Source organism: uncultured Sphingomonas sp., from assembly GCF_913774285.1.
Classification (GTDB): Bacteria; Pseudomonadota; Alphaproteobacteria; order Sphingomonadales; family Sphingomonadaceae; genus Sphingomonas.
The window spans coordinates 110,856-133,333 of sequence record NZ_CAJYHX010000021.1; the positions used below are offsets into that span (position 1 = coordinate 110,856).

Genomic DNA, 22,478 nt, shown 5'->3' on the forward strand with positions numbered 1-22,478 from the left:
GCAAGGTCAGTGCGAGACTAGATGTCCGCGTAGACATGGCGCTCGGCCTTGGCGCCGGGGTGCGTCACCGCCCCCTGATAGGCCGGGCCGACATTCTGCGAATAGCGGTAGAGCGCGCCCGACTGATAGTCGTTCACCCGCGGCTGCCAGCGCGCGCGGCGCTCGGCCAGCACCTCTTCGGCGACGTCGAGGTCGATCGTCCCCGCCTCGGCGTCGATGCGGATGGTGTCGCCGTCCTCGACCAGCGCGATCGGGCCGCCCTCGGCCGCCTCGGGGCCGACATGGCCGATGCAGAAGCCGCGGGTGCCGCCCGAGAAGCGGCCGTCGGTGATCAGCGCCACCTTTTCGCCCATGCCGAGGCCGTAGAGCGCCGCGGTTGTCGACAGCATCTCGCGCATGCCTGGACCGCCCTTCGGCCCTTCGTAGCGGATGATGATGACTTCGCCTTCATTGATCTGGCGGTTCTCCACCGCCTGGAAGGCATCCTCCTCGCAGTCGAACACCCGCGCCGGGCCGGTGAACTGGAGCCGGTGCATGCCCGCGACCTTCACGATCGCGCCTTCGGGCGCCAGCGAGCCGCGCAGGCCGACGACACCGCCCGTGGGGGTGATCGGCGTCTTCACGTCGTAGATCACCTTCTGGTCGGGGTTCCAGGTGACCTGGTCGATATTCTCGCCCAGCGTCTTGCCGGTCACGGTCATGCAGCTGCCGTCGAGCAGGCCGTTGGCCAGCATCGTCTTCATCAACATGTAGACACCGCCCGCGGCATGCATGTCCTTGGCGACATACTTCCCACCCGGCTTGAGGTCGGCGATGTAAGGCGTTGCTTTGAAAGCCTCGGCAACGTCGTGCAGGTCGAAGTCGATGCCTGCCTCATTGGCCATCGCCGGCAGGTGCAGCGCCGCGTTGGTCGAGCCGCCGGTTGCCGCCACCACGCGCGCGGCGTTGATGAAGGCGGCGCGCGTCGCGATGTCGCGCGGGCGCAGGTTCATCTCGAGCAGGTTCATCACCTGATGCCCCGCAGCGATCGCGATTTCTTCACGACTCTTGTACGGAGCAGGTACCATGTTGCTGTTCGGCAGGGACAATCCCATCGCCTCGCCGACGCACGCCATGGTGTTGGCGGTGAACTGGCCGCCGCACGCGCCGTGGCCCGGGCAGGCGACCTTCTCGAGCGCAGTCAAATCCTTGAGCGGGCAGTTGCCGGCGGCGAACTTGCCCACCGCCTCGAACACGTCGACCACGGTGACATCACGGTCCTCGAACCGGCCCGGCAGGATCGACCCGCCATAGACGAAGATCGACGGGATGTTGAGGCGGAGCATCGCCATCATCATCCCCGGCAGCGACTTGTCGCAGCCCGCGAAGGCCACCAGCGCGTCATAGCAATGCCCGCGCACGCTCAGCTCGACCGAGTCGGCTATCACCTCGCGGCTGACCAGCGAGGACTTCATCCCCTGATGGCCCATGGCGATGCCGTCGGTCACCGTGATGGTGTTGAACCGGCGCGGCATGCCGCCATTGGCGATCACGCCCTGGCGCGCGGCATCCGCCTGAAAATCGAGGGTTGTGTTGCACGGCGCGCTGTCGTTGCCGGCGCTCGCCACGGCGACGAACGGCTTGGCGATGTCCTCCTCGGGAATCCCCATGGCATAGTAATAGCTGCGGTGCGGCGCGCGCTCCGGCCCCACGGAAACATGGCGGCTGGGGAGCTTGGATTTGTCGAATCGGTTGGTCATGGCGCGCAAGCCTATGTCGCGGAAGCACCCTTTGACGCAAGAGTGTTGCGCAGAAAAAGCGTAAGCTGCTGAAGCCGCGCGGCCCAGGCGTCTACGCCCGCATCGTACCGGATCAGGTCGTTGCGGATCTCGATGGCGATCGACGGGATGCCCTGTGCCTCGGCATGGCGATTGAGCGTGGCGTTGAGCAGGCGACCCGAATAGGGTTCGTTGTCGCCGGTGACGCAGCCTTGCGCACGCAGCCACTCCACCGCCGGACGGGCGGCGCGGGTGTCGCGATTGTAGAGGATGCCGATCTCCCAGGGCCGCGGCGTGCCGCCATGTTCGAGGCAGGGCGTGAAGCTGTGGATCGACAGGATCAGCGATGGCCGCTGGCGGCGGACCTGGTCGCGCAGCAGGCGGTGATAGGGCGCGTGGAAACGAGCGATGCGTGCGGCCCGGTCGGCGGTTTCGTTGCCGGGGATCGCATGGCCGTCGCTGCGATGGGGGACCAGCCCGACATGGTCGGGCTCCCGGTGGAGATCGATCACCAGCCGCGAGACGGTGGCGAGGATCGCCGGGGCATCGAGCCGGGCGGCGAGCGCGCGGGTCACGGCCGCGGCGCCGATGTCGATGCCGATGTGCAGATCGAGCAGCGCGGGATCGATGCCGAGATCAATATCGTCCGGGACTGCGTTCGAGGCATGGTCGCACAAGAGCAGCACGTCCTGCGCGTGACCGGGCAGGATTTTCGCGACGCTCATGCGAACACCGGACGGCGGCGGGCATGAAATGCGGCCAGCCCTTCGGCGAGTTCAGCGCCCCCGAATGCAGCCTCGAAGGCAGCATCGAGCGCAGCGTCGTCCGGATTGCGCAGCGCACGCTTCAGCTGGCGAACGGCGGCGGGCGCATTCTCGGCGATGCGCTGGGCCAGCGCGACGGCTGCGATGCCGGCATCGGGTGCGCGGCGCTCGACCAGACCCATCCGCGCGGCCGCATCGGCGTCGATGGCTTCGCCGGTGAAGAGCAGCTCGCTCGCCCGCCCCTGCCCCACCTGTGCGGCCAGCCGGGCGACGTCCTCGCGGGGATAGCCGAGCCCGAGCCGCGCCGGCGTCACCGCGAACTGGGCACCATCCCCGGCGAGCCGCACATCGGCGACGAGGATCAGCGCCACCGCCGCACCGAAGCATCCGCCGTCGATCGCCACAAGCACCGGCATCGGCAGCGCAGCCACCGCTTCGATCCCGGCGCGCATCGCCAGCCGGAAGCGGGTGCGCGCGTGGAGATCGCTTTGCAGCTGCGGAAACTCGCCGATATCCGCGCCGGCCGAGAAGATGCCGGGCATGTCCGAGCGGAGGATGACCGCCCGGGCAGCCTCCAGTCCCATGGTGGCGGCGGCGAGCTGTTCCCAGCCGGCGATCGGCACGGCATTGCGCGCCAATCCGCGTGCGAGCGCGATCGTGGCGATCGGCCCATCCCAACGAACTTCGATCATGTGGAAGGCTGTGCCCGATCCGCGCGCCCAAGTCACGCGATGGCGCGCGGGGGGACTTCCCAGTGGGAAGCGCACCCGCGGGCCAAGGGCAGACGTTCGCGATCGCGTCAGATCCGCCGTGGAGACTCTTGTCTCGAAACGGTAAAGATTCGCTTACCGGCTCAGCAAAGTCGGGTTGCGGCGAGCCACCATTCGGGGCGCTGCAAGGCCGCCGCCGCGGCATCCCGCGCGGCGTCGGAGTCGAACAACGCGAAGCAGGTCGCGCCCGAGCCCGACATGCGGGCGAGCAGCACGCCCGGCTGCACGGCAAGTGCCGCCAGCACGGCATCGATGGTAGGCGCAATGGCGCGGGCCGGGGGCTCGAGGTCGTTGCGCCCCGCCCGAGCGACCGCGAGCAGTTCGCCGGTACCGATCGGACCACGGTCCACGCCGTCCCAGGCCTTGAACACCGCCGCCGTCGAGACGCCAACGCCGGGGTTGATTAACAGCGTCGGGGTGCCGGCCAGCCCCTCCAGCGGGTCCAACTGCTCGCCGCGCCCCCTGCCCTCCGCGGTGCGGCCGAGCAGGCAGGCGGGCACGTCGGAGCCGAGCGCGTCCGCAATCTCGAACAGCTTCGGGTCCGCCAGGTCCACCCCGTGGAGCGCGGCCAGCGCACGCAGCGTCGCCGCCGCGTCCGCCGAGCCCCCGCCGATCCCCGACGCCACCGGCAAATGCTTGTCCAGCGCGATCGCATGCGCTCCGCCGCCGAAGGCCTCGCGGAACCGCAGGGCGGCCCGCGTGACGAGATTGTCCCCCTCGCCCGCCAGCACCGCCGCGAACGGGCCGGTCAGCGTGAAGCTGTCGGCCTCCGCCCGCGTTACCCGCACGCTATCGCCATGCTCGACAAAGGCGAACAGCGTCTCCAGCTCGTGATAACCGTCCGGCCGGCGATGGCGGACGTGGAGCGCAAGGTTGAGCTTGGCGCGGGCGGATTCGGTGACGGTGCGAGGATCGGTCATCACCGCCGCCCCTAGCGCGATCAGGAGGCGGCCGTCAGCCCCTCTCGCAGCTTGCGCGCGATCCGCTCGGCATCCGCCGGCGCGGCATGGATCGCCGCCGCGCGCCAGGCATAGCGCGCCTCGAACTGCCGGCCGAGCCGCCAATAGGCGTCGCCCAGATGTTCGTTGGCGGCAGAGCCCGCCGGATCGCTGCGCGTCGCGGCTTCGAGCAGCTGCGCCCCACGGGCAACCTCGCCCTGGCGGACATAGGCCCAGCCTAGTGCATCGGCGACCTCGGCATCCTCGGGCGCGATCTTGCGCGCGCGTTCGAGCAAGCGGAGCGCCTCCGCACCATCGCCGCCATGGCGGATCAGCGCGACGCCGAGCGTCCGCAGCATCTCGGCGCGATTGGCGGCGAGTTCGGCCGCCTTGCGCAGCTCGGGCAGCGCCTGGTCCCAGCGGCCCGCCTGTTCGAGCGCAAGGCCATAATCGAGATGCAGGTCGGCGCTCCCCTCGCCGCCACGCCGTATCGCATCGGCATAGACCCGCGCTGCCGCGTCATGGCGGCCGGTATCGGTGAGCAGCTGGGCGTAGCGCTCCACTTCCAGCGGGGTCGCGCTGCGATCCTCGGCGAGCGCCCTGGCATCGGCGAGCGCGGCATCGGCGCGGCCGGCATCGCGCAGCACGGCAATGCGGCCTCCCGCGGCGCGACGGGCGAAGGGGCTGTCCTTCGGGACCTCCGCCAGCACCTGCAGCGCGAGATCCGGCGCGCCGGCGCCGTTGATGGCCTCGGCGAGCAGGATGCGCGAACGGGCCTCCTTCGGATCGAGGATCAGCGCACAGCGGGCAAGGACGATGGTCAGCGTCGCCATCCGGTCGCCGCCCAGGTCGCTGGCCATCGCACGGAACATGCGGGACAGGGCATAGCTGATCGTCACCGGCTGCGGGCCGCCAAGGGTGCGCGCGACCGCCTCCAGCTCGGGACCGCCGCCTTCAAGCAGGAACCGTGCCCCCTCACGTCCGCGCACCGTGGCCAGGTCGATGCGGGCATCGGCATCGCCCTCGCCTGCCAGCGTCGCCAGCGCGCCAAGCGCAGCGGAGTCGTCCTTGCCCTGCGCCAGCAGCATCAGCGCCCGTTGCAGCGCGGCATAGCGCCGGGCGAGCGCGCCCATGTCGAGGCTGTCGATCACCGCGACGCCGTCCAGCCCGCGCGCCTGGGCGAGCCAGGCGGTGAAGATCGGCATCAGGAAGTCGAAGGGTGTGCCCTTGAGCCGCTTGACCGCGTCGGCAGCACCCGTCTGGTTGCCGGCGGCAAGCGCCACCGCCATGTCGACCAGCGCCGCGTCGGGCGGCGCGACGCCGGCCTTCTCCATCACCGCCGCAGCGCGGGTGGCGAGCGCCATGTCGCCGACCATCAGCGCCTGACGATAGGCGCGCAGGGCAATCACCGGATCGTCGGGCGCCGCCGCCAGCGCCCGGCCATAGCCTTGCGCCGCGACCCCCGCCGCGCCCGCCGCATCGGCGGCACGGGCGCGGACATAGTCGGTCAGGTCCGCGGTCTGCGCCGCCGCCGGGGCAGCCAGCAGCAGCGCAAGACCAAGGCTACATGTTCGGATAATTGGGGCCACCACCGCCTTCTGGCACCACCCAGTTAATGTTTTGGGTGGGATCCTTGATGTCGCAGGTCTTGCAGTGCACGCAATTCTGCGCGTTGATCTGGAACCGCAGATCATCGCCTTCCCCTACGACCTCATACACACCGGCGGGACAATAACGCTGCGCAGGCTCGGCGTACATCGGCAGATTGTAGCCGATCGGAATATCCTTGTCCTTCAGCGTCAGATGGACCGGCTGGTCCTCCTCATGGTTGGTGTTCGAGACGAACACCGAGGAGAGGCGGTCGAAGGTGAGCACGCCGTCGGGCTTGGGATAATCGATCCTGGGCGCCTGGTCGGCGCGGAGCAGCCCCTCGTTGTCGGGCTTGTGCTTCATCGTGATCGGCCATCGCAGGCCGAGATGCTCGCTCCACATCGCCGCGCCTGCGAGCAGCGTGCCCCAGGTGTCGCCGAACTTCTTGACCAGCGGCGCCACGTTGCGGACGCCGCGCAGTTCCTTGTAGACCCAGCTCGCCTCATAGGCTTCCGGATAGGCGGTCAGCTCGTCGCTGGCCCGCCCGGCCTGGATCGCCGCGAACGCCGCTTCGGCCGCCATCATCCCGCTCTTCATCGCGGTGTGCGTGCCCTTGATCCGGGGCACGTTGAGGAAGCCGGCACTGTCGCCGATCAGCGCGAGGCCGGGCGCCACCAGCTTGGGCACCGACTGCCAGCCACCGTCCGAAATCGCCCGCGCCCCATAGGAAACGCGCTTGCCGCCTTTCAGCAGCTCGGCAATCTCGGGGTGCAGCTTCCAGCGCTGCATTTCCTGGAACGGCGACAGCCAGGGGTTCTTGTAGCCGAGCCACACGACGAAGCCGATCGCGACCTGCCCGTCGGCCTGGTGATAGATGAACCCGCCACCATTGGCGCCGTCGGTCAGCGGCCAGCCTTGGGTGTGGATCACCCGACCCGGCACATGCTTGGCGGGATCCACGTCCCACAGTTCCTTGATGCCGATGCCATAAACCTGCGGCTGGCTCTCGGCGTCCAGATCGAACTGGCGGATCATCTGCTTCGAGAGGTGCCCGCGGCAGCCTTCGGAGAGGAAGGTGTACTTCGCGTGGATCTCCAGGCCCGGCTGATAGTCGGGCTTGTGCTCGCCGTCCTTGGCGACGCCCATGTCGCCGGTGGCGACGCCCTTCACGCTGCCGTCCTCGTTGTAGAGCACTTCGGCGGCGGCGAAGCCGGGGAAGATCTCCACGCCCAGTTCGCCGGCCTTCTCCGCCATCCAGCGGCAGAGATTGCCCAGGCTGCCGGTATAGGTGCCCTTGTTGTGCAGATAGGGCGGCGTGAGGAATTCCGGATAGGCGGACTTGCCCTTCTCGCTCAGCACCCAGTGATGGTTCTCGGTCACCGGCGTGCGCGCCAGCGGGCAGCCATCGTCGCGCCAGCTCGGCAGCAGCTCGTCGAGCGACTTGGGATCGACCACCGCACCCGAAAGGATATGCGCGCCGACCTCGGAGCCCTTCTCCAGCACGCACACCGAGAGCTCGGCTCCAGCCTCGTTCGCCAGCTGCTTGAGCCGGATCGCCGCGGAAAGACCGGCAGGCCCCGCGCCGACGATCACGACGTCATAGGGCATCGACTCCCGTTCGCTCATCCTTGTTCCCCTAAGTCCTTCGTACTAACACGGCCCTCGCGGCCACCTGTCGTCGCGCCCGCGCAACGTTCCGTCTATCCGGCGATGAAGCCAGATTGACCCCGCCGTCAACTGGGATTCAAAGAATGGGTATGGGGGCAGAACCAGACAATAGCTGGCACAAGTCGCTCGCGAGCGCACTCGAATGGTGGGATGCCGCCGGGGTCGACGTGCTCGTTGAAGACAACGTGCGCGACTGGTTCGCCAAGCCCGCCCCGCTCCGCGCCGAGCCGCAGCCCGAGCCTGCCGTAGCGGCGCCGGCGCCGGCGCTCCCGCAGACGCTACCCGAATTCCTCGCCTGGCGCATCGGCGAAACCGCACTCGAGGCCGGCTGGCACAGCCCGCTGGTGGCTCCTGCGATCGTCGAAAATCCGGCCTGGACGATTTTTGTCGACATGCCCGAGCCCGAGGACAGCGACACACTGTGGAGCGGCCCGGCGGGCGCCTTGCTCGACCGGATGCTGGCCGCCGTGGGCCTGTCGCGCGAGTCGGTACAGCTGGTCCCGCTCTGCTTCGCGCGGCCGGCCACCGGCCAGGTGCCTGCCGACGTGGCGCCGAAGCTGGTCGAGCTCGCCACAAATTTCCTGAGCTTCGTTCAGCCGACGAAGCTGCTGCTGCTCGGCCATGCGGCGACCCGTGCCGTTCTCGGGCCGGAAGCCTGGCCGCCGGAACTTCGTTCGCACGACGTTAACCGCTACGACGCCAATACCCAGGTGGTGGCGACCTACCATCCGCGCTCGCTGATCGAGCGCCCGGCCGCCAAGAGCGAAACCTGGAAACATCTGTTGCTGCTGAGCCGGGGACCGAGCCTTTGACCTTGCGCATCCTGCTTGCCGCCACGCTGATGACGGCGCCGATCGCCACGCCGGCCCTGGCCGCGTTGCCCGACGACACCAGCCCCGCGGTTATCGACGAGGACGCCCCTACTCCCGCCGCCGCCAGGCACAAGGGCGACGGCATCCCGCCCCAGCTCGATGCCGATCAGCGCGCCGATTACCGCTTCGTCTTCGATGCGATCCGCAACGGCCGCTGGGCGGATGCGCAGATCAAGCTCGATTCGATGAAGCCGGGCCCGCTCCATGCGATCGCCCGCGCCCAGCTCTACACCGCCAAGGGTTCGCCCCGTGTCGAGGCCGACCAGCTGGTTGCGTTGATCACCGAGGCACCCGAACTGCCCCAGGCCGAGCAGCTCGTTCGCCTCGCCAAGACGCGTGGCGTCAGCGACCTGCCCTCGCTGCCGGTCGCCCAGCGGCTGATCTGGTTCGACGGCGCGCCGATCCGCAAGCGCGCCCGCTCGGTGCGCAGCGACAATGCCGCGACCGAAGTCGCCATTCTGATGGCGCCCTATGTGAAGACCGACAACGGCCCCGCCGCCGAAGCGGTCGTCGCGCGCTTCGCTAATGACCTGACGCCTGACGCGTTGACCGAGTGGCAGCAGAAGGTCGCCTGGATCTATTATGTCGCCGGGGACGACGCCAATGCCCGCCGCATGGCCGCCAAGGCCGAGCAGGGCCTGGGCGAATGGGCCGCGCAGGCCGACTGGGCCGATGGCCTCGCCGCCTGGCGCCAGCAGGATTGCGCCGGCGCCACCGCCGCCTTCGAGCGTGTCGCGACCCGCGCCAGCGATATCGAGCTGCGCGCCGCCGGGCTGTTCTGGGGCTCGCGCGCAGAAATGGCGTGCGGCCGCCCGGACCGCGTCGCCGCCAAGCTGCGCGCCGCCAGCCAATATGGCGAGACCTTCTACGGCCTGCTCGCCCGCTCCAGCCTTGGCCTCGAGGAGCAGCGGCTTGAAGGCGACCGGATGGTCAGCAAGGACTGGGCCGCGCTCGAGCGTCGCCCGAACGTCCGCGTGGCCGCCGCGCTGGCCGAGATCGGCGAGACTTCGCTCGCCGACCAGGTGCTGCGCCACCAGGCCAAGTTCTGCACGCCCGACGATCACGGCGCGCTCACCCGTCTCGCCGCCGAGCTGAGCCTGCCCCAGACCGAATTGTGGCTCGCGCATAACGGTCCGGCCGGGGCCAAGCCGATCGTCGAGGCGCGTTATCCGGTGCCGAACTGGTCGCCCGACGGCGGCTGGCGCGTCGATCGCTCGCTGGTGTTCGCGCACACGCTGCAGGAGTCGAACTTTCGTACCGAGGTGCGTAGCGCGGCCGGCGCGATGGGGCTGATGCAGGTGAAGACTGGCGCCGCGATCGACGTGGGCCGCCGTCGCGGCGTGACCTATGCCGCGTCCGACCTCACCAAGCCGTCGGTCAACATGGAGATCGGCCAGTCCTATCTCGAGCAGCTGCGCGACATGCCGCAGACGCAGGGCCTTCTGCCCAAGGTGATCGCGGCCTACAATGCGGGGCCGAGCCCGGTCGATGCCTGGAACCAGGCCTCGCGCGACGGCGGCGATCCCCTCCTCTATATCGAGAGCATCCCCTACTGGGAGACGCGCGGCTATGTGGTGACGGTGCTGCGCAACTACTGGATGTACGAGCTGCACGACGGCAAGCCCTCACCCAGCCGCATCGCGCTGGCGGGCGGCATGTGGCCGCGCTTCCCCGGCATGGCCGGGGCCAAGGCCGTCAAGCTCAAGACCGCGCGGGCGCCCATGCTTACCTTCCCGGCGCCGCAGCCGGTGGAGCCTGCGCCGATCCAGCAGCAGTTCCAGCTGCCCGCCACGGGCGCCGCGGTGACGATCAGCGCCGCCAAGCTGCCGAGCGAGGTCGCGCGTGGCAATTGACGAGAGCATCGCCTTCCGCCCCGTCCGCATCGCTGTCCTCACCGTCTCCGACACCCGCACCCTGGCCGAGGACCGCTCGGGCGACCGGCTCGTCCAGCGGCTGACCGACGCAGGCCATCTGCTCAGCGACCGCGCGATCCTGCGCGACGATGTCGATGCGATCGCGGCGCAGTTCGAAGCGTGGATCGCGGCACCCGGCGTCGAGGTAATCCTCGCCACCGGCGGCACCGGGGTGACCGGACGTGACGTGACGCCCGAGGCGCTGGCGCGCGTGTGGGACAAGGAGATCCCGGGCTTCGGCGAACTGTTCCGCTGGCTGAGCTACGCCAAGATCGGCACCTCGACGATCCAGTCGCGCGCCACCGCAGGCGTCGCCCGCGGCACCTATATCTTCGCGCTGCCGGGCTCGACCGGCGCTGTCACCGACGCCTGGGACGGCATCCTCGCCAGCCAGCTCGACATCCGCCACAAGCCCTGCAACTTCGTCGAGCTGATGGGGCGGTTGCAGGAGCGGTAAGGCACCATCCCTGCCCGTGCCCTCTGCAGTGCTCCTGCGAAAGCAGGAGCCCAGGGCCGCGAGCGACGTCTTATCCTACCCTGGGCCCCTGCTTTCGCAGGGGCACGGGTAGTTCGGTCACCCCTCCATCACCCACGCCGCCAACTCATGCCCCTGCGGATCGCGGAAATGGAACCGCCGCCCGCCGGGAAAGCTGAAGATCGGCACCGTCACAACACCGCCTGCCGCTTCCACCGCCGCCAGCGTCGCCTCCAGATCGTCGACCGCGATCACCGGCAGCAGTTGCGTCCGCCCCTGCGCATCACCGTCGAGCCCGACATCGGTGTCGCCACTCATCGTCGCCGCATAGCTCGGCCCGAAATCGGTGAACTGCCAGTCGAACACGGCGCCGTAGAAGCCCTTGAGCGCGCCCACGTCACCCGCAGGCAATTCGAGATAGTTCAACCGCGCCATCACCCATCCCCCTCAATGTTCTTGCTTCGTTCTATCGCTCGGCCTAGCATCGCGCAATGGCAAAGAGTCGCCCCGTCCGCGGCGCCACGTTCAACGACGCGAGCGCGCGCTTCAACCTCCCAGCTCGCGAGGCCGACGGCGACTGGCTCGATGCGCAGGAAGCGATCGACGGCGCCCCGCCGCCGCTCCGCACCACGGTGACGGTCGAGACCCCGCGCACGATCATCAGCCGCAACCAGTCGCCGGACATCAGCTTCGAGCAATCGGTGAACCCCTATCGCGGCTGCGAGCATGGTTGCATCTATTGCTTCGCCCGGCCGAGCCATGCCTATCTCGACCTCTCCCCCGGCCTGGATTTCGAGAGCAAGCTGTTCGTGAAGCCGACCGCGCCCGCGCTGCTCCGCGCCGAGCTGTCTAAGCGCGGCTATGTGTGCAAGCCGATCGCCTTCGGCACCAATACCGATCCTTATCAGCCGATCGAATCGACCTGGCGGATCACCCGTGGCTGCCTGGAGCTGCTCGCCGAATGCCGCCATCCGGTGACGATCACCACCAAGTCCAACCGCGTGGTGAAGGACCTCGACCTGCTCGCCCCCATGGCTGCGCAGGGGCTGGCGGCGGTGATGCTCTCGGTCACCTCGCTCGATCCTAGGATCGCGATGACCGTGGAGCCCCGCGCGCCGCATCCCGAACGCCGGCTGGCGGCGATCCGCACGCTTACCGATGCCGGCGTACCGGTGTTCGTCTCGATGTCGCCCGTGATCCCGCACGTCACAGACCACGAGATGGAGCATATCCTCGAACGTGCGGCGGAGGCCGGCGCGCGCGGCGCCTTCTTCCTGCCGGTGCGGCTGCCCTGGGAAGTCGCCCCGCTGTTCCGCGCTTGGCTCGACGCGCATTTCCCCGATCGTGCCGGCAAGGTGATGGCGACGATCCAGTCGATCCGCGGCGGCAAGGACAATGACCCCGGCTTCTTCACCCGCATGCGCGGCCAGGGCCCCTGGGCCGAACTGCTCCGCACCCGCTTCACCCGCGCGGTGCAGCGCTACGGGCTCGACGGCGAGCGGATGCGACTGCGTACCGATCTGTTCCGCCCGCCCGCCGGGCCGCAGGGGGAGCTGTTCTAGCGGCAGGAGCAGAGAGGCCTCAGCCCTTGGCGCTGAACCAGCGAGGGACCGCCTTGCGCCAGCGGTCGAGCAGAGTCTCGCGGCGGCAATGGCCACACGCCGCACGCACAGCGGCAACGCGATCGTCCGAATCGCCCGCACCGGGATTGGCCGAAAAATAGCGCGCATATTTATCGGCGACGTGGTGGAAGTCCGCCGCATCCGCAGGCGTCTGGCCGGCCTTGATGGTGACGTTGGGCCAGATCTCGGAATAGGTGGCGTTGAGTTCCAGCCAAGGCGCGGCCCGCGGCTCGGTGTCGAACACGATCGCGTCGGTTGGACAAGCCTCGATACAGCAGCTGCAATCCACGCACTCGCGCGGGTTGATCACCAGCATGGTCTCGCCTTCATAGAAGGCATCGACGGGACAGACTTCCACGCAGTCCATGTGCTTGCACTTGATGCAAGCGTCCGTGATCACCCCGGTCATGCTGCAAAAGCCCCTCTGTCCGGCCAAGGCCGAGGAGGTTGCACCATGCCAAGCAGGTTCGCCAAGCAGCCCCGGCTAGCGCAGCAGCGCGAGCGGCACCGCCTGCGCCATCGCGGCGTAGCCCGCCACCGATGGATGCAGCCCGTCCCCGCTGTCATAGTCCCTGCGCAACCGCTTGGGGTCGGCCGGATCGCGCATCGCTTCGTCGAAATCGATCACCGCGTCGAAATTACCCGGCGTGCGGATCCAGCGGTTGACCGCCTGGCGATCGGCCTCGTTCTGCGCATCGGGATGATAATAGCCCGAGCCCGCATAGGGCATGATCGTCGCGCCGATCGCCTTGATCCCGCGGGCATGGGCGCGGGCGACGATCTGGCGATAGGCGTCGATCATCCGCGCCACCAGCGCCGTGTGGGCTGCCGCCGGCACCGGCGCCTCGCGGGTCAGCGTGCCGAGATCGTTGACTCCCTCCAGCACGATCAGGTGGGTGAGGCCCGGCTGACCGATCACATCATGATCGAACCGTGCCAGTGCGTTCGGCCCCAGCCCGTCGTTGAGCAGCCGGTTGCCGCCGATCCCGGCATTGAGCACCGCCACCTCGCCCATCCTCGGCGCCGCGCGCAGCCGGCGCTGGAGCGCGTCGGTCCAGCGCGCATTGGTGTTGGGCTTCACGCCGTAGCCGTCCGTGATCGAATCCCCGAACGCGACGATCGCGCGTGCCTTGGGCGCCACCGCCTCGATGCCGGCAATCTGGAACCAGTGATCGACGGTCTTGGCGCCCGCGAGATCCGGATCGGCGCTGTGGTTGCCGTGGACGAGATAGGAGGTCGCGCGCGAGCCCGGGTGGCCGGTCTGCTGCGCCGGCGGATTGGCGACATAGAGCGAGATGGCGAGATCGGTGCCGCCCGCACCCTTCAGCTCGATCGGGTCGCTCCAATAATCGGCACCCGCCGGGATCGTCACCGCCACCGCGCCGCCGAAGCGCAGCGGGCGCAGCGTGGCGGCGTCGATCTTCGGGCTGGCGATGTCCACCGCGCGGGCGATCGTCGCGCCGTCGATGGTCAGCGGCGCGCTGCCGAAGCGGTTGGTGAAGCGCACCCGCAGCCGAGTCGCGGGTCCCTGGAGGCGCACGATCTGGCGCAGCGTGGCATCGGTGAGATCGGCGGCGGGCAAGGCATTCTGCGAGTCGAGCGCCAGCTGCGAGGTCCACCACGCCGTCGTCCAGCGATCCCCTGGCGCGGCCTGCGCGGTCGCCGCCGCAAGCAGCCCCACCACGACCCAGCGCAGCATCTTCGCCATACACCCTCTCCAGCAATATATTGATAGCGGTACCATAGTCCGGAACGGAGTCAGGGCAAGCCGTTCCGGCGTGCCGCTGTGCTATTGCGGCAATGCAGCGGCAGACCTAAGCAGTTGCCTTCTTCGACCAAGGAACCTCGATGCGCGCGCTTCTCTTCGCTTCCTCCGCCTTGCTGCTGCCCGTCGCCGCTCTCGCCCAGACACCCGCCGTGCCCACCGGCAAGCTGCCTGATGCCGCCACGCCGATCGCCTATCGACTCGATTTCACCATCCTGCCCGAGAAGGATCGCTTCAACGGCCATACCGAGATCGACATCGACCTGAAGGCGCCCGCGCGGACGATCTGGATGCACGGCCGCGACCTGCACGTCGCCAAGGCGATCGCGCGGAGCGGCGGCAAGTCGGTCACGGCGACGTTCACGCAGAAGAGCGCCACTGGCCTCGCCGAGCTCGACTTCGGCAAGACGCTGCCCGCCGGTCGCGTGACACTGGTGTTCGACTATGACGCCGCGTTCGGCACCGGCACCCAGGGGCTCTATCATGTGAAGGTCGAGGACGCCTGGTACAGCTGGACCCAGTTCGAATCGATCGAGGCGCGCGCCGCCTTCCCGTCCTTCGACCAGCCGGGCTACAAGACGCCGTTCACCGTCTCGATTACGACCAAGCCCGGCTTCACCGCGGTCAGCAACGCGCCCGAGGCAAGCAGCCGCAAGGCGGGCGCGCTGGTCCGCCACCAGTTCGCACCGACCAAGCCGCTGCCGACCTACCTCGTCGCGCTGGTCACCGGCCCCTTCGCGACCGCCTCCACGATGATCCCGCCGACGCCCCAGCGCAGCACCCAGATGCCGCTGGGCGTCGTGGGCACCAAGCCCAATGCCGGCCAGCTCGCCTTTGCGCGCGACGAATCGGGCAAGATCGTCTCGCTGCTCGAGAATTATTTCGGCCAGCCCTTCCCCTTCCCCAAGCTCGACCAGATCGGCTCGCCGATCATGCCGGGCGCGATGGAGAATGCCGGCGCCGACATCTATGGCGACGGCATCCTCTTCCTCGACGAGAAGGATAGCAGCGAGCGCAAGCAGGCGTTCGGCATGGTCGTCGCGCACGAGCTGGCGCACCAATGGTTCGGCGATCTCGTCACGCCGGCGTGGTGGGACGATATCTGGCTGAACGAGAGCTTCGCCAACTGGATGGGCTATCGCATCGGCAATGAGTGGCGCCCGGGCCTGCAGATCGAGCTCAACGCGATCGAGGAAGGCTTCGACGCGATGGACCTCGACGCGCTCGCCGCCGGACGCCCGATCCACCAGCCGATCCCGAACGACGGCGATATCGACGCGGCGTTCGACCAGATCACCTATGGCAAGGGCGGCCAGGTCGTCGCGATGATCGCCGCCTATATGGGCGACGAAGCCTTCCGCGAGGGCGTTCGGCTGCACATGCAGCGCCACGCCTATGGCAATGCCAGCACCGACCAGTTCTTCGCCTCGCTCGCCGATGCCGCGCATGATCCGCGCGTGCTCGCCTCGCTGAAGAGCTTCGTCGACCAGCAGGGCGTGCCGCTGATTACGCTGCACCGGGAGGGCGGCGCGCTCACCGCTACCCAGTCGCGCTACGGCTTCTTTGGCGCCAACCTGCCCGCCGAACAGTGGATCGTTCCGCTCTGCCTCCGCCAGGGCGAGACCAAGAACTGCACGCTGCTCGACAAGCCGAGCATGACCGTCTCCGCCAAGGGCAGCGGCGCGCTGGTGCCGAACGCCGGCGGCTGGGGCTATTATCGCTTCGAGCTCGATCCGGCCGATTGGGACGCGCTGATCGCCGCCACCCCCAGCCTGCCTGCCGCCGAGGTGCTCGCCATCGACGACAGCACCTGGGCGAGCTTCTATGCCGGTCGCAGCCCGGTAACGCGCACCATCGCGCTCACCCGCGCCACCGCGAAGCACCCGTCGACGAAGATCGTCTTCGAGAACGCCCATAGCCTGCGCGACCTGGAGAAGCGCGGGCTGATCACGGCGGACGCGCTGCCCGCCTATCGCAAGCTGTTCGTCGAGCTGTACGGCCCGATGCTGGCCAAGATCGGCTTCGATCCGGCAACCGGCGCTTATGCCAAGGAGGAGGCCGACCAGCGCGAGCTGCGCAAGGACCTGGTGAGCCTCGTCGCGGTCACCGGCCATGATGCGGCGCTCCGTGCAAAGCTGCTGACCGCGTTCGACGCTTTCGTGGCGGGCGACGACAAGGCGCTCGACCCGGCATGGCGCGGGGTCGCGGCGGGCATCGCGCTCAACGAGCGCGGCGTGCCCTTCGCGCAGACGCTGCTGACCCAGAGCGTGGGCAAGCCGGCGCTGTTCCAGGCGCTCGGCCAGGGGGTGACCGCGTCGAACAATCCGGACATCGCCCGCTGGTTCCTGAACGACTTCAAGGATCCGCGCGTCGATGCCCGCCAGCGGCTGTTCACCGTCGCCGGCTTCCTCAAGTCGCCCTATACCCGCGACCTCGCCAGCGACTTCATGATCGCGCATTTCGACGAGTTCGTGAAGAATGGCGGCGGCGGCGGGGTGTTCTCGGGCCGGGCCGCGCAGATGTTCGGCGCGCTCTGCTCGAACGCGCAGGCCGATGCGGTCGACGCCAAGCTGCGGCCGACCACCAAGGGCAGCACGCTCAACCTGGATCGCGCGATCGAGACGATCCGCACCTGCGCCCGCTTCCGCGACGCCAAGGCGGGCGAAGTGAGCGCAGCGATCATCGCGGGGAAGTAAGGATGGTGCGCCCTCTCCAGGCGGGAGGGCGCATCAGACACGAGAACCACGCCCGCCAGCTACCACCGTCATCCCCGCGAAGGCGGGGATCCATTGGGGCTGACGTGGCGGCTCGATCCACGAGCGTCCTGGCAAATGGATTCCCGCCTTCGCGGGAATGACGAAGGAGGCGCGACGAGCGCCCCGCCCCCCTCACGCCGCCTTGAGCGAATAATCCTTGTAGCGCTGGCGGATCTCCATCTTGAGCAGCTTGCCGGTCGCCGTGTGGGGCAGGCTGTCGACGAAATGGATCTCGTCGGGCAGCCACCATTTGGCGACGTGCTGGCCCAGATGCGCGAGGATCTCCGCCTCGCTTACTGCGCTGCCGGGCTTGCGCACCACCAGCAGGATCGGCCGCTCCTCCCAGCGCGGGTGGTGCACCCCGATCGCCGCCGCCTCGGCGACGCCCGCGCAGCCCACCGCGCAATTCTCCAGCTCGACCGAGCTGATCCACTCGCCGCCGGACTTGATCACGTCCTTGGCCCGGTCGGTGATCTGCATCACCCCGTCCGGATGGAGCACCGCGACGTCGCCGGTGTCGAACCAATTGTCAGCATCGACGGCCGGCTTTTCCTCGCGATAATATTGCCCGATCACCCAAGGCCCGCGCACCTGCAGCCGACCCGAGCTCTTGCCGTCACGCGGTAGCACCTGCCCTTCGTCGTCGACGGTGCGCAGCTCGACGCCGTACGGCACCTTGCCCTGCTTGCTCACCTGGTCGACCTGCGCCTCGAAGCTGAGCTCGTCCCAGTCGGGCGAGGGCGCGCCCATGGTGCCGATCGGGCTGGTTTCGGTCATGCCCCAGGCGTGGTTGACCCGCATGCCCATCCGCATCAGCCGCTCGATCATCGCGCGCGGCGCGGCGGATCCGCCGATGGTGACGATCTTGAGGTGCTTGGGCGCCTCGCCGGTCGCATCGATATGCTGGAACATCGCGAACCACACCGTCGGCACGCCCGCCGAGTGCGTCACCTTCTCGCGGTTCATCAGCTCGCAGAGGATCTTGGGGTCGTTGAGCGCCGAAAACACCATCTTCGCCCCAACCGCCGGCGCCGCCCAGGGCAGCCCCCAGCCGACCGCATGGAACATCGGCACGATCGGCATCGCCACGGACTGGGTGGAGAGGTCGAACTCGGCCGGCTGCAGCTCGGTGAGCGCGTGGATCACGGTGGATCGGTGGGTATAGACCACGCCCTTGGGATTGCCCGTCGTGCCGCTGGTGTAGCAAAGCATCATCGGCTCGCGCTCGTCGCCCTGCACCCAGGCATAATTGCCATCCTCGGCGCCGATCCACGCCTCGAAGCCCTCGGGGCCGAGATCGTCGAAGCAGATATAGTGCTCGATGGTGGTCCAGTGCGGCTTCAGCCGCTCGACTACGGGGGCGAACATCCGGTCGTAGAGCAGCACCCGGTCCTCGGCGTGGTTGCCGATAAAGGCGAGTTGGTCGTCGAACAGGCGCGGGTTGATCGTGTGGATCAGCGCGCCCATGCCGGTCGCGCCATACCAGGCGACGAGATGGCGGCTGTGGTTCATCGCGAGCGTCGCGACGCGGTCGCCCTTGCGGATGCCGAGCCGCTCCAGCGCTTGCGCCATCCGCCGCGCATCGTGCGCGATACCCGCCCAGGTCGTGCGCGTCTCGCTGCCGTCCGCCCAGCGGGTGACGATCTCGCGGGGCCCGTGTTCCCGTGCCGCGTGGTCGATCAGCGTGGATACCCGAAGCTCGAAATCCTGCATGCCGCCCAGCATATGCCTCTCCATTGCGTGGCTGTTTAGGCGCAGGATACGCCTTCATCGGCAGGAGTCGAGAGGGCCGGACGTTACATCCTGTTGCTGCAGCGTCGCGGCATACCGGGTCGTCGAGACGCGGGATACCCTCTCCACCACGCCGCTGGCGCAACGCGGTGGAGGGGGCCAGCGGGCGCACCTACCCTCAGGCGGCGGCCTGCAGCTTCATGCTCGCCGGGATCAGCGACGCCGCCTGCACGCCCGGCATCGTCTCGATCCGCGCCGCCAGCTCGGTATCGAGCCGGAAGCCGCGGCCGAGCATCACCGTCGCCTCGCCGCCGTCGATCGGCGCGTGGAGCAGGATCTCGCCCCTGCCCCCGCCGCGCAGCTCGCCGACGAGCTCGGCGAGTTGCGCCGGCACGGTCGGGTCCTCGATGCGGATCTCCAGGATCAGCTGGGTGGTGCCCGCCAGCGTGTCGAACGGCTGCACCCGCTTAACCGCCGCACGCGGGGTATCCTCGCCCGGGCGCTTGTCGAGTTCGAGCGTCAGGATCGCGCAGCCGGTGCCGTTGGCGCAGGCTTCCATGTCCTTGGCGATCAGTTCCTCGAAGCACGAGGTCTGGATCTGCGCGCTGCGGTCCGAGATCGTCGCCATCAGATAGCGGTTGCCGCGCGCCGAGGTGCGGTAGCGGCAATCCTCGATCAGCGCGGCGATCTGGGCGTTGACCCGCGCGCCCTCGGGGATCTGCATGTCCGGGAGGGAGGCGATGTCGCGCACGCCTTGCCCGCGGAACAGATGCTCGTAGCGGTCGAGCGGATGCGCGGAGAAGTAATAGCCGAAGGCATCCTTCTCGGCGTTGATCTTGTCGGACATCGACCAGACCGCATCCTTGGGCACGGTGATCCCGCCGCCGGCCGGCTCGGCATCGCCGAACAGCCCGCCCTGCCCGCTCATCCGCGTGGCATGGTCGCGCTGGGCAACCGCGAGGATCGTTTCCGCCGCCGCATGCACCCCCGCGCGATTGGGTTCTATACTGTCGAACGCGCCCGCCGAGGCGAGCGTTTCGAGCTGGCGCTTGTTGAGCACGCGCGGATCGACCCGCTTGGCGAAATCATCGAGGCTGGCGAAGCGGCCGTTCTTCTCGCGCTCCTCGACCAGCAGTTCCATCGCCCGCTCGCCGACGCCCTTGAGCGCGCCGAGCGCATAGCGCACCGCCAGCCCCTCGCCATGCGCCTGCACGGTGAAGTCGGCCTCGCTGGCGTTGATGTCGGGCGAGGTCGCCTCGATGCCCAGCCGCCGCATATCATCGGCGAACACCGCCAGCTTGTCGGTCTGGTGGATGTCGTACGCCATCGAGGCGGCGAAGAATTCGTGCGGATGGTGCGCCTTGAGCCACGCCGTCTGGTAGGCGAGCAGTGCGTAAGCGGCGGCGTGCGACTTGTTGAAGCCGTAGCCGGCGAACTTGTCGATCAAGTCGAACAGCTCGTTGGCCTTGGCCGCCGGGATGTCGTTCACCTCCTTGCAGCCCTTGACGAAGATGCTGCGCTGCGCGTCCATCTCCGCCTTGACCTTCTTGCCCATCGCGCGCCGCAGCATGTCTGCGCCGCCGAGGGTATATCCGGCGAGGATCTGCGCGGCCTGCATCACCTGCTCCTGGTAGACGAAGATCCCGTAGGTCTCCTTCAGGATCGGCTCGAGCAAGTCGTGCGGGTAGATGATGGGTTCGCGGCCCGCCTTGCGCGCGCCGAAGGTCGGGATGTTGTCCATCGGACCCGGACGATAGAGCGAGACCAGCGCGACGATGTCGCCGAAATTGGTCGGCCGGACGGCCGTCAGCGTGCGGCGCATGCCTTCGGATTCGAGCTGGAACACGCCGACCGTGTCGCCGCGCTGGAGCAGGGCGTAGACGCCCTCGTCGTCCCAATCGAGCCGATCGAGATTGACGTCGACGCCGCGCTTGGCGAGCAGCACCACGGCTTTCTTGAGCACCGACAGCGTCTTGAGGCCGAGAAAGTCGAACTTCACCAGCCCGGCGCCCTCGACATTCTTCATGTCGAACTGGGTCACCGGCATGTCCGATCGCGGATCGCGGTACAGCGGCACCAGCTGCGCGAGCGGCCGGTCGCCGATCACCACGCCGGCGGCGTGGGTCGAGCTGTGACGCGGAAGGCCCTCCATCCGCATCGACAGGTCGACGAGGCGCTTCACATCCTCGTTGCCGTTATATTCGGCGAGGAATTCGCTCACGCCGTTGAGCGTGCGCTCGAGCGTCCAGGGGTCGGTCGGGTGGTTGGGGATCTGCTTGGCTAGGCGATCGACCTGGCCATAGCTCATCTGCAGCACGCGACCGACGTCCTTGATCACCGCGCGCGCCTTCATCGTCCCGAAGGTGATGATCTGCGCGACGTGATCGCGGCCATATTTCTCCTGCACATAGCGGATCACTTCGCCGCGCCGGGTTTCGCAGAAGTCGATGTCGAAGTCGGGCATCGAGACGCGTTCCGGGTTGAGGAAGCGTTCGAACAGAAGGCCGAGCTTGAGCGGATCGAGATCGGTGATGGTCAGCGCCCAGGCGACCGCCGAGCCCGCGCCCGAGCCACGCCCCGGCCCCACCGGGATGTCGTTGGACTTCGCCCATTGGATGAAGTCGGCAACGATCAGGAAGTAGCCCGGGAACCCCATCTGGATGATGATGTCGAGCTCGAACTGGAGGCGCTTGTTATATACCTCCACTTCTGCGGGATCGGTGATGCCGGCGAAATCGAGCCGGTCCTTCAGCCCCTGCCAGCTGCGCTCGCGCAGCATCGCCGCCTCGCCCTCGCGGTCGCCGGCGAGGCTGGGCAGGATCGGCTTGCGCTTGGGCGCGGCATAGGCGCAGCGCTGCGCGACCACGAGCGTGTTCTCAATCGCCTCGGGCAGGTCGGCGAAATTGGTCTTCATCGTCTCGGCCGGCTTGAGCCAGGCCTCGGGCGAGGAGCGCGGGCGATCGTCGGTTTCGAGATAGGTCGAGTTCGCAATGCAAAGCATCGCGTCGTGCGCGTCGTAGAAATCGGCCTCGGCGAAGCAGGCCGGGTTGGTGCCGACCAGTGGCAGGTTGCGCGCATAGGCGAGGTCGACCAGCTTGTCCTCGGCGCGGGTCTCCACCTCGTTCTGGCGGCGCGCGATCTCGATATAGAGCCGCTCCGGGAACAGCGCTTCCAGCTGCGACGCATAGGCCTCGGCGGTCTTGTCCTGCCCCTCGGCATAGAGCCGGGCGAGCGCGCCCTCGGCGCCCGCAGTCAGGCAGAGCAGGCCGTCGGTATGCCCGGTGAGCGCCGCGAAGGGCACATGCGCGTCCTCCTCGATCGGGCGGTCGAGATGCGCCTGCGAGACGAGGTGGCAGAGATTTTCATAGCCGGTCTGGTCCTGCGCATAGAGCGCCAGCCAGTCGATCGGCACGTTGAGCCCCTCGGCGAGGTTGGAGCGCTTCACTGCCAGCAGCGTGCCGACGATTGGCTGCACGCCGGCCTTCTTGGCGGCATCCGAAAAGCTCATCGCGGCATAGAGGCCGTTGCGATCGGCGACGGCGATGGCGGGAAAGCCGTGCCTCTTGGCGTGCTTGGCGATCGCCTTGGGGTCGATCGCCCCTTCGAGCATGGTGTAGCAGGAGAAAACCCGAAGCGGGACGAAACCGGAATGCGCCATGCCCGAACCTAGGAGCGCGCACGCCCAATTGCCAACCCGCAGCCACGCTTCTCCACAGCTTTTGCGCTCGGCCGAGCGATACCGCCGAAACGGATCGATCTACATCTGCAAACCAGTGAAGATATGGTAAACGAAGCACGCGGCCGGGGCATCCACACACCTCCCGCTCCGGCCGTGCTTTTTCCCGCTTTCCGGCAGC

General features: G+C 68.2%; 15 protein-coding genes and 1 pseudogene. 5 read left to right on the forward strand and 11 right to left on the reverse strand.

Annotated features, from left to right (window positions below; genetic code table 11):
* Positions 1 to 17: 17 nt before the first annotated feature.
* From ilvD to QZ670_RS10045, 6 genes are all read right to left on the reverse strand, one after another.
* Entirely contained in the window at positions 18 to 1,739 is a 1,722-nt protein-coding gene (gene ilvD, locus QZ670_RS10020) for a dihydroxy-acid dehydratase (RefSeq protein ID WP_294254563.1), read from the reverse strand.
* Positions 1,740 to 1,750: 11 nt separating this feature from the next.
* Positions 1,751 to 2,482: an N-formylglutamate amidohydrolase gene (locus QZ670_RS10025; RefSeq protein ID WP_294254566.1), complete on the reverse strand. Its 732-nt coding sequence runs from the start codon at positions 2,480 to 2,482 to the stop codon at positions 1,751 to 1,753.
* Positions 2,479 to 3,213: an enoyl-CoA hydratase/isomerase family protein gene (locus tag QZ670_RS10030; RefSeq protein WP_294254568.1), complete on the reverse strand. Its 735-nt coding sequence runs from the start codon at positions 3,211 to 3,213 to the stop codon at positions 2,479 to 2,481. The genes QZ670_RS10025 and QZ670_RS10030 overlap by 4 nt, the downstream gene beginning before the upstream one ends.
* Positions 3,214 to 3,374: 161 nt before the next feature.
* Entirely contained in the window at positions 3,375 to 4,211 is an 837-nt protein-coding gene (locus QZ670_RS10035; RefSeq protein ID WP_294254571.1) for a 4-(cytidine 5'-diphospho)-2-C-methyl-D-erythritol kinase, read from the reverse strand.
* 20 nt (positions 4,212 to 4,231) lie between these two features.
* Complete coding sequence (locus tag QZ670_RS10040) at positions 4,232 to 5,818, reverse strand: tetratricopeptide repeat protein (RefSeq protein WP_294254574.1); 1,587 nt, start codon at positions 5,816 to 5,818, stop codon at positions 4,232 to 4,234.
* Positions 5,793 to 7,445, reverse strand: a complete 1,653-nt coding sequence (locus tag QZ670_RS10045) for an electron transfer flavoprotein-ubiquinone oxidoreductase (protein ID WP_294254576.1) — start codon at positions 7,443 to 7,445, stop codon at positions 5,793 to 5,795. Before QZ670_RS10045 ends, QZ670_RS10040 begins: the two co-directional genes overlap by 26 nt.
* Positions 7,446 to 7,576: 131 nt before the next feature.
* On the opposite strand from QZ670_RS10045, the gene QZ670_RS10050 reads away from it, so the two are divergent.
* The 3 genes from QZ670_RS10050 to moaB are packed head-to-tail and all read left to right on the forward strand — an operon-like array spanning position 7,577 to position 10,729.
* Complete coding sequence (locus QZ670_RS10050) at positions 7,577 to 8,299, forward strand: uracil-DNA glycosylase family protein (RefSeq protein ID WP_294254578.1); 723 nt, start codon at positions 7,577 to 7,579, stop codon at positions 8,297 to 8,299.
* Positions 8,296 to 10,212 carry a lytic transglycosylase domain-containing protein gene (locus tag QZ670_RS10055; RefSeq protein WP_294254580.1) on the forward strand — a complete coding sequence of 639 codons (1,917 nt, stop codon included), beginning with the start codon at positions 8,296 to 8,298 and terminating at the stop codon, positions 10,210 to 10,212. Before QZ670_RS10050 ends, QZ670_RS10055 begins: the two co-directional genes overlap by 4 nt.
* On the forward strand, positions 10,202 to 10,729 hold the full coding sequence (moaB, locus tag QZ670_RS10060) for a molybdenum cofactor biosynthesis protein B (protein ID WP_294254583.1): 528 nt from the start codon (positions 10,202 to 10,204) through the stop codon (positions 10,727 to 10,729). The genes QZ670_RS10055 and moaB overlap by 11 nt, the downstream gene beginning before the upstream one ends.
* A gap of 117 nt (positions 10,730 to 10,846) precedes the next feature.
* Here moaB and QZ670_RS10065 read toward each other — a convergent pair whose 3' ends face one another.
* Positions 10,847 to 11,182 carry a VOC family protein gene (locus QZ670_RS10065; RefSeq protein ID WP_294254585.1) on the reverse strand — a complete coding sequence of 112 codons (336 nt, stop codon included), beginning with the start codon at positions 11,180 to 11,182 and terminating at the stop codon, positions 10,847 to 10,849.
* 56 nt (positions 11,183 to 11,238) lie between these two features.
* Here QZ670_RS10065 and QZ670_RS10070 point away from each other — a divergent pair, with 56 nt between their 5' ends.
* Positions 11,239 to 12,309 (forward strand): PA0069 family radical SAM protein, encoded by a 1,071-nt coding sequence (locus tag QZ670_RS10070; protein ID WP_294254587.1) that lies wholly within the window; start codon positions 11,239 to 11,241, stop codon positions 12,307 to 12,309.
* Positions 12,310 to 12,439: 130 nt separating this feature from the next.
* Here QZ670_RS10070 and QZ670_RS10075 read toward each other — a convergent pair.
* Together QZ670_RS10075 and QZ670_RS10080 are read right to left on the reverse strand one after the other, a co-directional pair.
* Positions 12,440 to 12,778 (reverse strand): annotated as a pseudogene (locus tag QZ670_RS10075) (DUF3470 domain-containing protein); the annotation flags it as partial.
* Between the two features lie 75 nt (positions 12,779 to 12,853).
* Entirely contained in the window at positions 12,854 to 14,077 is a 1,224-nt protein-coding gene (locus QZ670_RS10080) for an SGNH/GDSL hydrolase family protein (RefSeq protein ID WP_294254589.1), read from the reverse strand.
* Positions 14,078 to 14,217: 140 nt separating this feature from the next.
* On the opposite strand from QZ670_RS10080, the gene QZ670_RS10085 reads away from it, so the two are divergent.
* Positions 14,218 to 16,830, forward strand: a complete 2,613-nt coding sequence (locus tag QZ670_RS10085) for a M1 family metallopeptidase (RefSeq protein ID WP_294254591.1) — start codon at positions 14,218 to 14,220, stop codon at positions 16,828 to 16,830.
* A 192-nt stretch (positions 16,831 to 17,022) separates the two neighbouring features.
* Here QZ670_RS10085 and QZ670_RS10090 read toward each other — a convergent pair whose 3' ends face one another.
* Positions 17,023 to 18,615 (reverse strand): long-chain fatty acid--CoA ligase, encoded by a 1,593-nt coding sequence (locus QZ670_RS10090; protein WP_294254592.1) that lies wholly within the window; start codon positions 18,613 to 18,615, stop codon positions 17,023 to 17,025.
* A gap of 184 nt (positions 18,616 to 18,799) precedes the next feature.
* Positions 18,800 to 22,279 carry a DNA polymerase III subunit alpha gene (dnaE, locus tag QZ670_RS10095; protein WP_294254594.1) on the reverse strand — a complete coding sequence of 1,160 codons (3,480 nt, stop codon included), beginning with the start codon at positions 22,277 to 22,279 and terminating at the stop codon, positions 18,800 to 18,802.
* Positions 22,280 to 22,478 lie beyond the last annotated feature (199 nt).

Excerpts from the sequence above, each read along its gene's own strand:
- ilvD (WP_294254563.1), bottom strand. The coding sequence starts at position 1,739 with ATGACCAACCGATTCGACAAATCCAAGCTCCCCAGCCGCCATGTTTCC.
- QZ670_RS10025 (WP_294254566.1), bottom strand. The coding sequence starts at position 2,482 with ATGAGCGTCGCGAAAATCCTGCCCGGTCACGCGCAGGACGTGCTGCTC.
- QZ670_RS10030 (WP_294254568.1), bottom strand. The coding sequence starts at position 3,213 with ATGATCGAAGTTCGTTGGGATGGGCCGATCGCCACGATCGCGCTCGCA.
- QZ670_RS10035 (WP_294254571.1), bottom strand. The coding sequence starts at position 4,211 with ATGACCGATCCTCGCACCGTCACCGAATCCGCCCGCGCCAAGCTCAAC.
- QZ670_RS10045 (WP_294254576.1), bottom strand. The coding sequence starts at position 7,445 with ATGAGCGAACGGGAGTCGATGCCCTATGACGTCGTGATCGTCGGCGCG.
- QZ670_RS10050 (WP_294254578.1), top strand. The coding sequence starts at position 7,577 with ATGGGGGCAGAACCAGACAATAGCTGGCACAAGTCGCTCGCGAGCGCA.
- QZ670_RS10065 (WP_294254585.1), bottom strand. The coding sequence starts at position 11,182 with ATGGCGCGGTTGAACTATCTCGAATTGCCTGCGGGTGACGTGGGCGCG.
- QZ670_RS10070 (WP_294254587.1), top strand. The coding sequence starts at position 11,239 with ATGGCAAAGAGTCGCCCCGTCCGCGGCGCCACGTTCAACGACGCGAGC.
- QZ670_RS10080 (WP_294254589.1), bottom strand. The coding sequence starts at position 14,077 with ATGGCGAAGATGCTGCGCTGGGTCGTGGTGGGGCTGCTTGCGGCGGCG.
- QZ670_RS10085 (WP_294254591.1), top strand. The coding sequence starts at position 14,218 with ATGCGCGCGCTTCTCTTCGCTTCCTCCGCCTTGCTGCTGCCCGTCGCC.
- QZ670_RS10090 (WP_294254592.1), bottom strand. The coding sequence starts at position 18,615 with ATGCTGGGCGGCATGCAGGATTTCGAGCTTCGGGTATCCACGCTGATC.
- dnaE (WP_294254594.1), bottom strand. The coding sequence starts at position 22,279 with ATGGCGCATTCCGGTTTCGTCCCGCTTCGGGTTTTCTCCTGCTACACC.